Annotated in this window: 6 protein-coding genes; 4 read left to right on the forward strand and 2 right to left on the reverse strand. The window is 63.9% G+C overall.

What is annotated here, in order from left to right:
- Positions 1–68 precede the first annotated feature (68 nt).
- The 4 genes from VFO93_RS17925 to VFO93_RS17940 all read left to right on the forward strand — a co-directional run bounded on the left by VFO93_RS17925 (position 69) and on the right by VFO93_RS17940 (position 10,524).
- On the forward strand, positions 69–2,972 hold the full coding sequence (locus tag VFO93_RS17925; RefSeq protein WP_325135756.1) for an exo-beta-1,4-galactosidase: 2,904 nt from the start codon (positions 69–71) through the stop codon (positions 2,970–2,972).
- A 199-nt stretch (positions 2,973–3,171) separates the two neighbouring features.
- Positions 3,172–6,363, forward strand: a complete 3,192-nt coding sequence (locus VFO93_RS17930) for a TonB-dependent receptor (RefSeq protein ID WP_325135757.1) — start codon at positions 3,172–3,174, stop codon at positions 6,361–6,363.
- 186 nt (positions 6,364–6,549) lie between these two features.
- On the forward strand, positions 6,550–8,463 hold the full coding sequence (locus tag VFO93_RS17935) for a RagB/SusD family nutrient uptake outer membrane protein (protein ID WP_325135758.1): 1,914 nt from the start codon (positions 6,550–6,552) through the stop codon (positions 8,461–8,463).
- A gap of 531 nt (positions 8,464–8,994) precedes the next feature.
- Positions 8,995–10,524, forward strand: a complete 1,530-nt coding sequence (locus VFO93_RS17940; protein ID WP_325135759.1) for a family 43 glycosylhydrolase — start codon at positions 8,995–8,997, stop codon at positions 10,522–10,524.
- A 202-nt stretch (positions 10,525–10,726) separates the two neighbouring features.
- Here the strand turns inward: VFO93_RS17940 and VFO93_RS17945 are convergent, their stop codons facing one another.
- Positions 10,727–11,623 carry a phosphatase PAP2 family protein gene (locus VFO93_RS17945; RefSeq protein ID WP_325135760.1) on the reverse strand — a complete coding sequence of 299 codons (897 nt, stop codon included), beginning with the start codon at positions 11,621–11,623 and terminating at the stop codon, positions 10,727–10,729.
- A gap of 85 nt (positions 11,624–11,708) precedes the next feature.
- Positions 11,709–13,103, reverse strand: a complete 1,395-nt coding sequence (locus VFO93_RS17950; protein ID WP_325135761.1) for an efflux RND transporter periplasmic adaptor subunit — start codon at positions 13,101–13,103, stop codon at positions 11,709–11,711.
- Between the last annotated feature and the right edge of the window lie 148 nt (positions 13,104–13,251).

A 13,251-nucleotide genomic window follows, 5' to 3' on the forward strand; every position in this document is an offset into this window, starting at 1 on the left:
TTTGGAGAGGGGGCCGGGGGGTGAGGTGCCCCGCGTGAGGAGACGCTCAATTTTCAGCTACCCCATCCATGCGCTTCGCCCTAAAACTCGCCATCCTATTCTGCCTCAGCCTACTCACCAGCCCGCTACTGGCGGCCGACGTGCTGCCGCTGGCCGGCGAGTGGCGCTGCCGCCTCGACCCGCAGGACGCCGGCGTGGCCGCCCGCTGGTACGCCACTACCCTACCCCAAAAAGTGCGCCTGCCCGGCTCGCTAACCGAAAATGGCCTTGGCGACCCGGTGTCGCTGCGCACCCGCTGGACGGCCACCATCTACGACAGCTCCTGGTTTTTCAATCCGCGCCTGGCCAAATACCGCCAGCCCGATTATTTCAAAATCCCCTTCTGGCTGACGCCCAACACCTACTACGTGGGGCCGGCCTGGTACCAGAAAACGGTGGCCGTGCCCGCCGCCTGGCGCGGGCGGCGGCTGGTGCTGTTTCTGGAGCGCGCCCACTTCGCTACCCGCGTGTGGGTTGACAACCAGGAGGTAGGCCAGCAGATTTCGCTGGTGGCGCCGCACGAGTACGACCTCACGACGGTGCTGCCGCCCGGCGCCCACACCCTCACGGTGCGCGTCGACAACCGGCTGGAAACGATGAACGTGGGGCCGGATTCGCACAGCGTGTCCGACCATATTCAGGGCAACTGGAACGGACTCATCGGCCGGCTGGAATTGCGGGCCGGGCCGCCCGTTTTTCTGCAAAGCGTGCAGGTATACCCCGACGTGGCGCACCGCGCGGCGCGGGTCAAACTGTTAATTAAAAACACCTTGCCGGACAAAACCACCGGCACCGTGCAGCTCGCCGCCCAGGCCACCAACACGGGCACCGCGCACCAGGTAGCGCCGGTTTCGGCGCGCTTCGTGGCCGCGCCGGGCGAAACCGCCGTGGAGATAACTCTATCCATGGGCGCGGCCGTGCAGCTCTGGGATGAGTTTCACCCGGCCCTGTACCAGCTAACGGCCACACTGCAACCCAAGAAGGGGCCGGCCGAAACCCAGCAAACCACCTTCGGGATGCGCGAAATCAAAACCCAGGGCAACCGCCTGCTGGTCAACGGCCGACCTATATTCCTGCGCGGCGATTTGCACAACGGCGAGTTTCCGCTGACCGGCTACCCGGCCACCGACGTACCGAGCTGGCTGCGGGTGCTGGGTAGTATGAAGGCCCACGGCTTCAACCACGTGCGCTTTCACTCGTGGTGCCCGCCCGAGGCGGCGTTTGTGGCGGCCGACCAGCTCGGCTTTTACCTCCAGCCCGAAGGCCCGAGCTGGCCCAACCACGGCACCTCGCTGGGCGACGGCCGCCCGGTTGACCAGTTTATCCTGGACGAAACCACCCGCATGGCCGCCGCCTACGGCAACCACGCCTCCTACTGCCTGCTGGCCGCCGGCAACGAGCCCGCCGGCCGCAACCAGGCCAAGTACCTGGCCGACTTCGTGCACTACTGGCAGGCCCGCGATGCGCGCCGCCTCTACACCGGCGCGTCGGTGGCCATGAGCTGGCCGCTGGTGCCGGAGAATGAGTACATGATAAAATCAGGCGCGCGGGGCTTACCCTGGGTTAAGGCGCTGCCCAACAGTACGTTCGACTACCGCGCCGCCATCGAAAAGTTTACCATGCCCTACGTCACGCACGAGATGGGCCAGTGGTGCGTGTTTCCCGATTTCAAAGAGATAAGCCAGTACACCGGCGTGTACCGGGCGCGGAACCTGGAGCTGTTTCGGGAGGATTTGGCCGACCACGGCATGGCTAACCAGGCCGAGGCTTTTTTGCAGGCCTCGGGCAAGCTGCAAGTGCTGTGCTACAAGAATGAGATTGAGGCCACGCTGCGCACGCCCGGTTTGGCGGGGTTTCAGCTGCTGGGCTTGCAGGATTTTCCGGGCCAGGGCACGGCGCTGGTGGGCGTGCTGAACCCGTTTTTCCGAGAGAAGGGCTACGTAACGGCCGCGCAGTACCGGCGCTTTTGCCAGCCCACGGTACCGCTGGCGCGCCTACCCAAGTTCGTGTTCACCAGCAATGAAACCTTCGAGGCCAGCGCCGAGCTGGCGCACTACGGTCCGGCCGCGCTGCCGCCCACGGCCCTCACCTGGACCGTCAGAACGGCCGCCGGCGCGGTGCTGGCGCAGGGCAGTTTTGCCCCCGTCGCCATCGCCACGGGCGGCAATACGCCGCTGGGCACCGTGCGCCTGCCGCTGGCCGCCATTACCGAGGCCACCCGCCTGACGCTGGAAATCGCCGCGCCCGGCACCGACGTGGCCAACGACTGGAACTTCTGGGTTTACCCGGCCCAGCTGCCGGCCCTGCCCAAAAGCGACGTGTATGAGTGCACCCGCCTCGATGCGCAGGCCCAGCGTGTGCTGGCGCGCGGCGGCCGCGTGCTGCTCAATGCCGCCGGGCAGGTAGTCAAGGGCAAGGAAGTGGCCATGAGCTTCACGCCGGTGTTCTGGAATACGTCGTGGTTTAAGATGCGGCCGCCGCACGTGACGGGCTTCGTGGTAAACCCCCAGCACCCGGCGCTGGCCGATTTTCCGACCGACGCGCACAGCGACTTGCAGTGGTGGGAAATCGTGAACCAAGCCCAGTTGATGCACCTGGAGGACTTCCCGGCCGGCTTCCGGCCCGTGGTGCAGCCCATCGATACCTGGTTTCTGAACCGCCGCCTGGCTTTGGTGCTGGAGGCCCGCGTGGGGCCGGGCCGCCTGCTCGTGTCCAGCGCCAACCTCGCGCCCGCCGCGCCCGGCGAAACTGCGCGCCCGGCCGCCCGGCAGCTTTACTATAGCCTCCTGCGCTACACGCAGTCCGAGCGCTTTCAGCCCCGAGATGCCGTGGATTTCAAGGTAGTGAAAGACTTGTTTGAGACGCCCTCGCGCGAGCAGTTCCGCACCTTCACCAAGAACAGCCCCGACGAGCTAAAGCCCCAGCGTAAGTAGGCGGCGCGGCGCATACGCCTGCCAGAGGTTTCAAATAATATTCTGACTTATAACTTATTAAACCGTCCAGCTTGCTCTGAAATGGCAGGAGAGCACGGGTGAGTTGCCCCCTGGCCGCCCTCCTAGCTTCACGCAGGCCTCATGAGTTTATGCGGGGCTTTCTGGCTTCCCCCTTTTCCCACCCACCTTTTTTCAGCGCATGAAAAACCTGTATTTTCTGACGCACCTGCTCTGGCTGACGCCGGGGCTGGGCGCGCCGGCGGCCTGGGCGCAAGCCCAAGCGCCCGCCCCGCGCGTTACCATCACCGGCAAGGTCACGAGCGCCGACGGCAAAGAAGAGCTGCCCGGCGTCACGGTCTTGCTCAAGGGCACCAACAACGGCACGGGCACCGGCCCCGATGGCTCGTACACCTTGCAAGTGCCCGCCACGGGCGGCACGCTCATCTTTTCCTACGTGGGCTACGCCACCCAGGAGGTGCAGATTGCCGGCCAGTCGGTCGTCAACGTGCGCTTGCAGGGCGAGGCCAAGGGCCTCGACGAAGTAGTGGTAGTAGGCTACGGCTCGCAGAAAAAGAGCGACGTAACCGGCGCGCTGTCCTCGGTGTCGGCCAAGGAAATCCAGCAGGTGCAAACCCAGAACCTAACCCAGGCCCTGCAAGGCCGGGCGGCGGGCGTAGATGTGGCCGGCGGCAATTTCCGGCCCGGCGAGGTGCCCAGTATCCGCATCCGGGGCAACCGCTCGGTGCGGGCTTCCAACGAGCCGCTGTACGTGGTGGATGGCATTCCGCTGGCGCAAGGCACTGGCCTGAATGACTTTAACCCGCAGGATATTCAGTCGGTTGAGATTCTGAAAGACGCCTCGGCCACCGCCATCTACGGCTCGCGCGGGGCCAACGGCGTGATTATCGTGACCACCAAGCGCGGGCAGGAAGGCAAGTTTTCGATTAACTACAACACCTATTTCAGCGCCGACCGCGCCGCCCGCACGCTCGACTTGTTCAGCGGCGGCGGGTTTTTGGAGGTGCAGCGCGAGGCCTACCGCACCAACGGCACCTACGGCGCGCTGTACGCCGACCCGGCCCGCGATTTTGCGTTGTTCGGGGCCAAGGATTTGAACGCCTGGGAAGGCATCGCCGACGGCTACGAATGGGTCGACCGCGCCAACCGCGTAGTGGCCACCCGCGCCACTACCGACGCCGAAAAAGCCCTCTACGGGGCCAGCGTCACGCAGATTCCGATTTACGACGCCAGCAAAGTGCGTACTACCGACTGGCAGGATTTAGCCTTGCGCACCGCCCTCACCCAAAACCACCAGCTCAGCGCCAGCGGCGGTACCGACAAGCTGCGGGCCTCGGTGGCGGTGGGCTACCTCAAGCAAAACGGTATTCAGCGGGGGCAGGATTTTGCGCGCTACAACGCCCGCGCTACCCTCGACCTGAAGGTGAACCCCTACATCACGCTCGGGGCGTCGACCAATGCCAGCCTGGCCGTGCAGAACTACGGCCCCGACATCTACGGCCGTGCCGCCGGGCAGCTGCCCTACGCCGTGCCCTACGCCCCCGACGGCTCCTTCATCACCAACCCCGGCGGCGACCCGCTGATTTTCAATCCCCTGCGCGAGCAGGACAACGCTTTTAACGAGCGCCGCGTGACGCGCTTTTTTGGCAGCTTCTACGCCGACGTGAACCTGGCCTTCGTGAAGGGCCTGCGCTACCGCCTGAACGTGGGACCCGATTTCAGGAACAACCGCACGGGCACCTTCCAGTCGGCCCGCGCCATTGCCCGCGATGCGGGCGGCCCCAACTCCATCTCGGCGGCCTCCTACGACCAGAGCCAGAACTTTACGTATGTAGTTGAAAACCTGCTATTCTACGACCGGCAGTTTGGCGACAAGCACTCGCTGGGCCTCACGGCCCTGCAAAGCGTGCAGGCCGACCGCGGCGAAGGCTCGTCGGTGAGCGCCCTCAACCTACCCTACGACAGCCAGAAGTGGTACAACCTGGGCTCGACCTACCGGGCGGCGGCCCAGGGCTTTGGCAGCTCTTTCTCGGCGCGGCAATTGGCCTCGTGGATGGGCCGCGCCAACTACGGCTACCTCGACCGCTACCTGCTGACCCTGACCGGCCGGGCCGACGCCTCGTCGGTGCTGGCGGATAATAATAAGTGGAGCTTCTTCCCCTCGGTAGCGGTGGCCTGGAAAATCCAGCAGGAAAGCTTCTTGCGCGACGTGGCCGTGGTGAGCGAGCTGAAGCTGCGCGGCGGCTACGGCACCGTGGGCCAGGCCTCGGTAGACCCCTACACCACCGGCGGCACCTTGCAGCAGTCGGCCTACGCCTTCAACGAAACGCCGGCCTACGGCTACTCGCCCACGCCGGGCACGCTGCCGGGCACGCTGGGCGGCAACCCCAACCGGCAGCTGCGCTGGGAGCGCACCTCGACCCTCAACGTAGGCCTCGATTTTGGCTTCTTCAAAAACCGCATCACCGGCTCGGTCGAAGTGTACCGCGCCAACACCACCGACCTGCTGCTGCCCCGCGCGCTGCCGGCCGTGAGCGGCGTGGTGAGTAGCCTGCAAAACATCGGGGCCACCCGCAACAGCGGCATCGAAGTGGGCATGACGACGGTGAACGTGGAAAAGAAAAACTTCCGCTGGAGCACCGACTACGTGTTCACCCGCAACAAGGAAGAGTTTGTGAGCCTGGGCTCGGGCGCGGGCAGCGACGTGGGCAACCGCTGGTTTATTGGCCAGCCGCTGGGCGTGTACTACAACTACCAGAACAACGGCATCTGGCAAACCTCGGAGGCCGACGAGGCGCGCAAGTTTGGGGCGCGGCCCGGCGACACCAAGGTGGTGGACCAGGACGGCAATAATCTGATTAACGCCAACGACTTCGTGATACTGGGCTCGAACCGCCCCAAGTGGAGCGGCAGCATCAACAACGTCTTCACCTACAAGGCCTTCGAGCTGAGCTTCCTGGTGTATGCCCGCGTGGGGCAGCTGCTGTCGTCGGGCTACGTGCCGGGCCTGGGCGGGCGCTACCCCGGCCTGGCCGTGGACTACTGGACGCCCACCAACCCCAGCAACGAATACCCGCGCCCGGCCCTGGGCCAGGATGATGCCACCAACAGCGGCGGCTATGCCTTCCAGAGCGGCAGCTTTGTGCGGGTGCGCAACATCTCGCTCACCTATACCGTGCCGCCGGCCATCAGCACCAAGCTGCGGGCCAGCAACCTGGCCATCTACGTGAACGCGGTTAACCCCTTCCTGTTCACCAAGTTCCGGGGCCTCGACCCCGAAGCCAGCGACGTCGGCTCGACCTCGGGCGAGCGGGTGCAAGCCCGCAACCTGGGCACCAAAAGCCTCATCGTGGGCTTGCGCCTCGGCTTCTGATTATTTGGCGAGCGACTTGTCATGCTGAGCCGAGCGTAGCGAAGTCGAAGCATCTCTACCGCTTCGTTGCTAAGCACAAGAAGTTAGTTCACCGGCAGAGATGCTTCGACTCCGCTGCGCTCGGCTCAGCATGACGAACGATAATAGCTCGCGCAAAAACTCCCACCCGTTTTGCCTCTATATCTAATGAAAGCTACCCGTATTTTTCGCGCCGTGGGCGCGGTTGCGCTGCTTGGGCTGGGCCTGAGCTCGTGCAAGGATTTTCTGAAAGAAGAGCTGGTTTCGACGCTCACCAACGACTACTTCAGCACCGAGCAAGGGCTGGAAGACCTCGTAAAATCGAGCTACGAGCAGACCCGCTACAAGTTTGCCAACGAGCACTCCTACGCCATGTTCAACTTTGGCGTGGATGAACTGACCTACGCTGACCAGATAAACTATTACTGGTGGGACATTTACGACAGCCGCCTCAACTCGTCCGACGGCTTCGTGGACGGCGTGTGGACGGCCGACTACGACGGCATCAACCGCTGCAACATCGGCATCAGCCGCATCCCCGGCATCAACGGCACCACCACGCTGCGCACCCAGGCCCAGAAAGACCAGCGCCTGGCCGAGCTGCGCTTTTTGCGGGCCTACTACTACTTCCAGCTGGTGCAGCAGTACGGGGCCATTCCGCTGGTGCTCCAGCCCAGCGAGACCGTGCAGCTGGAGTACACCCGCGCCGCCGTGCCCGACGTGTACCGCGTTATTATCAGCGACTTGCGCTACGCCGCCGCCAACCTGGCGCCCACTACCTCTGACTTTGGGCGGGCCACCCAGGGCGCGGCCCAGCACTACCTGGCCAAGGTGTATCTCACCCGCGGCAGCGCCGTGGCCGACGTGCGCGGCCAGCAAGCCACCGACATCGACAGCGCTGCCTACTACTCGGAGCAAGTGATAAACGGCGGCCGCTACGCCCTGGAAACCGACTACGCCAAGCTGTTCGATATTTCGAGCTACGCCAACAGCGTGGCGTCCCAAACGAGCCGCGAAATCATCTTTTCGTCGCAGTTTCTGAACGTGCCCGCGCTGGCCGGCCGCTTCGGCAACCGGGTGCACTCGTACTTCACCTTGCAGTACGACAATGAGCCCGGCATGGCCCGCGACCTGCTCAACGACCGCCCCTTCCGGCGCGTGATGCCCACGAACTACGCGATGGACATTTTTGACCGCCGCAACGATTCGCGGTTCTATAAGTCGCTGAAAACCGCCTGGATAGCCAACAACGGCGGCAACCTACCCAAGTGGACCGCCGCCAACGCACCCACGCCCGCCCAGGTGGGCCAGAACAAGTTTGCGGTAGGCGACACGGCCTTCGCGGTGGTCGTGAACACGCCCCAGAACCCCGTGCCGCAGGCTACCATCAACGCCTCGCGCTACGGCATTTTTGCCCGCTACGTGCGCAACGCGGCCGGCACCGTGGTGCCCGGCTACGACCCCACCGGCGCGGTGGGCTTGCGCAATAAGTTTCCGCAGATTGGTAAGTACACCGACCCCTTCCGCACCAGCGCGGCCGACGAGGCCGGCACCCGCGACGGCATCTTGGCCCGCCTGGGCGAAACCTACCTCATCGCGGCCGAGGCCTACGGCCGCAAGGGCGACTACGCCAAGGCCTTGCAGTACGTGAACGTGGTGCGCCAGCGGGCGGCCTACCGGGCCGGCGAGGTGCGCCCCAATGCCAACTATCGCTACGAAGGCGGCACCCGCGGCGACGTGAGCAGCACCTACCCCGCCCTCACCGCCACCCAGGCCAGCTTCACCACCAACGACCCCAAGGAGCTGTACCCCAGTGGCCTGGGCAGCACGGCCGAGCGCTTCATCCACTTTATGCTCAACGAGCGCACCCGCGAGCTGCTCGGCGAGCTGCACCGCTGGGAAGACCTGGCCCGCACCGAAACGCTGGTAATTCGTGCCAAGGCTCTCAACCCCGACGCGGCCGCCATCCAGGCCTTCCACAAGCTGCGCCCCATCCCGCAAACGCACTTGGAGCGCATCACCCGCAACGGCCAGCCCCTGACGGCCGCCGAGCGCCAGGCCGAGCAAAATCCGGGCTACTAAGCCCTCAGTCTCCGCCCCAAGCTCGTTTTTGGGCGAGGCGGCTGGGTAAGCCGCAAAAACCGGGGCCGCAACTTCACCAGTTGCGGCCCCGGTTTTTTTGTTTGGGGTGGGGTGAATCAAGCCGAAACGATTGCGGAAAGCTTATGAATGACTACAAATGCAATAAGTTATAAAACGAGCTGCCGCTTTTCATGTTCATTCGCGCTACCCAATTCATTAACATCATATAATAACTTCTTGCCATAGTTTAATTTTTTATTAAGCCAGAACAAGCCTGAAAATAAATTGGCCTGACTTCTGCTTAGCTACTATTAGTAACGTTTAATTGTTTGCAGCGGCCCTATTGCTGCACGCCAGGCGTTCGGCTACTAGGTGCCTGGTGTGTAAAACCTGCTTACTTACCGCCGGCTATTTGCTCAAAAAAATTATATTTTCCTTCGCATCATTCGCTCAACTTGCTTAGCTTTGCAATCTGGAAAGCTATTGCTACCCACCCGGCTTTTTTTCTATTCTTATTTTACGCTTATCACCGTGTCACTAGAACTAACCTTAGCGACCAAGCTGGCGCCCGCCATCGCCCCGGCTCCCTCCCGCCCTTCCTACGACCAGGTCGTGCTGCCCGGCGATTATCCCGACCCGACCGTCGTGAAAATCGGCGACACGTACTGGGCCAGCGCCACTTCGGCCGAGTGGGGCGCGGTGTTTCCGATTTTCTCCTCCAAAAATCTGCTCGACTGGGAGTTGGTGGGCCACGTCTTTCCCGATAAGTTGCCCGACTGGGCGGGCTCCAATTTCTGGGCACCCGAGTTTTACCAGGAAAACGGCCGCACCTACGTGTACTACACCGCCCGCAAAAAGGGCGGCATGCTGTGCGTGGCCGTGGCCAGCGCCGACCACCCCGCCGGCCCCTACCTCGACCACGGCCCGCTGGTGGGCCAGGAGGCCGGCTCCATCGACGGCTTTGCCATCCCCGACGAGCACGGCGACTTGTACTTGATTTGGAAGGAAGACGGCAACTCGTGCTACCAGGAAACGCCCATCTGGGCGCAGCGCCTGAACGACGAGCGCACCGCCCTAATTGGCGAAGCTACCGAGCTCTTTACCAACGACGTGCGCTGGGAAGGCCCGCTGGTGGAAGGCTCGGCGCTGGTCCGGCACAATGGCTGGTTTTACATGTTTTACGCCGGCAACAGCTGCTGCGGCAAGGGCTGCCAGTACGCCACCGGCGTGGCCCGCTCGCGGGCGCTGCTGGGGCCCTGGGAGAAATACGCCCAAAACCCCATCCTCGACAGCAACGACACCTGGAAGTGCCCCGGCCACGGCACCGTGGCCGAGCTCGACGGGCGCTGGTTTTTGCTGCACCACGCTTATTTCAAGCAGAGCCACGAGTTTGTGGGGCGGCAGGGTTTGCTGAGCGAGTTTACCTGGAATGCCGACGAGTGGCCCGAGTTTGTGCGCCGCAGCCCGCAGGCCCCGCCCCTCACCGACCTCAGCCGCCTGCACGTGGCCGACGAGTTTGCGGGCAGCCAGTTGGGGTTAGAGTGGCAGTGGCCCATCGGCCAGCAGCCGGCGCGGGCCGTGGCCGATGGCAGGCTGCGCCTCGGGGCCGAGCCCTCACGCCTGGGTGCAGTACTAGCCCGCCGCACGCATACCGCTACCTACAAGGCCGCCACTACCCTCGATTTTGCCGCTTTGCCCGTCGATACCTTCGCCGGCCTGGCCGCCGTGGGCGACCCGTATAATGCCCTGGCACTCATGGCCGGCAACGGCCAGCTGCAAGTGTGGCACCTCAAGAGTGGCTTGCAGCAGTGCCTCACCTCCGTCTTCCTGGAGCCCTGCGACACCCTCAGCCTGCGCCTGGAGGTGTGGGGCGGGCAGCGCTACCGCTTCGCCTACAGCACCGACGGGGCCACCTGGCAGCCCATGCCCACCGAAAGCTTCACCGTGAACGGCACCTACCTGCCGCCCTGGGACCGCGGCGTGCGCCTCGCCCTGGTGGCCCAGGGCGCGGAGGATACTTCGGCCACGTTTCACAATTTTATTTTGCGTAATCAGCGGTAGAGGTGAAGTGGTGAATGAGTGAGTTGGTGAATTGAGAAAAGGCCCTGTCAGCACGTCTTGGACGCACTGACAGGGCCTTTTCTTTTGTGCTATCGAGCGAACTACCGGTGCGGGCTGCCAGCTTTCCGCTCGTCGTCAGGCGTGGCCCGTTCAACAACGAGCGGACAGCCGGCGAAAAGCCGGCAGCCCGCACCGTGCGCCCTCACTTTGCCAGCCAGCTCACCGTCACGCCGGGCGTGTTGCCGGGCAGCATGGTGGGCGTGAACTGCCACTTGCCGCGCGCGGGCGCGGCAGGCGCATTCAGGCCAATGCCGGTGCGGGCGGCGGGGTGGCGGCCCCAGCGGTTGCGGTGCGTGAGGTAGGCCACGTGGGCCGACAAGATGCCGAAGCCGGCCCCGGCAAACACGTCGGCCTGCCAGTGCTTGTTGTTGAGCATCCGAAACGCGCCCACGCCGGTGGCCAGGGTGTAGGCCCCCACGCCGTACCACACGCTTTTTTCGCGCAATTCGGTGTGCACGATGCTGGCCGCCAGAAACGCCTGGGCCGTGTGGCCCGACGGAAACGAGCGGGTATCCGACCCGTCGGGGCGCTCGTGCCGGGTCGTCATCTTCACGATGTAAACCGACGAGAGCATGATGGCCTCCGACTTGGCCAGAATCAGGGCCAGGTTGGTGCGGTCGTTGCGGCCCTCCACCCCGAAGGCCAGCACCGCGCCTAGCTCCAGGTAAGGCGCCCATTGCAGATAGTCGTCGAGGTGGTTGCGGAAATTGGGGAAGTTGCGCTGAATGTCGCGCTTGGCATCGTACGACGAATAAAACCCGTGGCCATCCACCACGCTGATGCCGTAGCCGATGAGCACGGCCGGCACCGCCGTGGCGCGCACCAGCTTGCTGTTGTACCAGGGCTGGCGCGGCGCGCCGGGCGGCGTCTGGTACTTGCGCAGGGTAGTATCGGCGGGGGCCGGGGCGGCGGGGTTCAGCGGCACCTGGGCCAGCGCGGGCCGCGCCGCCCCGGCTAGCAGGCTGGCGCTCAAGGCCAGCGAGAGCAGCGGGCGGCGGGCGGCACGGGCCGGCACCCGGCGGGCAGAAGGTAGAAACATCGTCATAGTCGCAGCAAAAAAAGAAGCCGCCCCGCGCCTACCGGCCCGGGGCGGCCCAACCTATACCGGCTGGCGCAACGCAAAGTTATTTGCCCGCGTCGTCGGTGCTGGCTTTGCTGAGGCTGGCGGCGTCTTTCACCAGCACGCGTTCGCCGTCTTTGAGTGTCTTCGACACGGCCCGGAACGGGCCGCTCACCACCTGCGTACCGGCCGGCAAGCCGCTCATAATCTCAATGTTCTGGAAGTCGCTGATGCCCGTTTTCACCGGCGTCAGCACGGCTTTGCCGTCTTTTATCACGAACACTACTTCCTCGATTTTGGCCTTCTGCACGGGGCCTTCTTCCTTGGTGGCGGTACCGCGGTTGGGGCCAACCCGAATGCCGCTGCCCGCTTCTTTGGCCACCTTGGCCGAGTCGGAGCGGGTAGTCACGGCGGCCAGCGGCACGCTCAGCACGCCGGCTTTGCGCTCGGCGATGATGTCGACCGAGGCCGTCATGCCCGGCCGGAACGGCACGGTGGTGCGCCCGCTCGGCCCGGTCTTGATGAGGTGGCGGTAGCTTTCGGGCAGCAACCGCACGCGCACCTCAAACTCGGTGACGGCTTCGGCCGTGAGGGCGTCCTTGGCCGTGTTGGCGATGGCCGTCACTACGCCCTTAAACCTCTCGTTCTGCGTGGTATACGAGTCCACTTCCACGTCGGCCGAGTCGCCGAGCTGCACCCGGATAATGTCGTTTTCGTTCACGCTCACCCGCACCTCCATGTTGTTGAGGTTGGCGATACGCATGATTTCGGTGCCCGCCATTTGCACGGTGCCCAGCACGCGCTCGCCCTTCTTCACGTTGAGCTTCGAAACGGTGCCGCTCACCGGCGAGTAGATAGTGGTTTTATTCAGGTTTTTCTGCGCCTCGGTCAAGCCAGCTTGCGCGCTGCGCACGTTGCTCTGGGCGGCCGTTATCTGCGCCCGAATGGCCTTGAGCTGCTCCTGCGAGGCGTTGTAGGCAGCCTGGGCGGCCTCGTAGTCGGCCTGCGAAATCACCTTTTGCTTGAACAGCGAGGCCTGGCGGCGGTAGGTCAGCTCGGTTTGGCGGGCGTTGGCGGTTTGCTGCTCCAGCTGGGCCTGGGCCTGGCTCACGTTGGCGCGCTGGGTACCCACCACGGCGGTTTGCTGGCTTACCATGGCCTCGTAGTTGTCGGGCCGGATGCGCAGCAGCAGCTGGCCTTTCTTCACCGAGTCGCCTTCGTGCACGTACAGCTCGGTAATCTCGCCCGATACGTCGGCCGAGATTTTCACTTCGGTTTCGGGCTGCACCTTGCCCGAGGCGCTGACTTTCTCCACGATGGTAGCCGGCCCGGCCTTGGCCGCCGTTACTTCGGTGCCGGTGGGCCCGCCCACCAGGCCCTTTTTCTTGGCCACCATAAAGCCTACCACCATCACCACGACGAGGCCCAGCAGAATAAAAAGGAGTCGGTTGTTCTTCATAAGAAGGAGTTTTGAGTTCTGAGTTTTGAGTTTTGAGTTGCTTTCCCGCAGACTCAAAACTCAAAACTCAGAACTCATAATTATTAAAGCGCCAGCGGCTTGCCTTGGTAAAAGTCCAGCACCTTACGCCGGAAGATGAAGGTGTACT

It is taken from the genome of Hymenobacter sp. (assembly GCF_035709525.1).
Taxonomy (GTDB): Bacteria; Bacteroidota; Bacteroidia; order Cytophagales; family Hymenobacteraceae; genus Hymenobacter.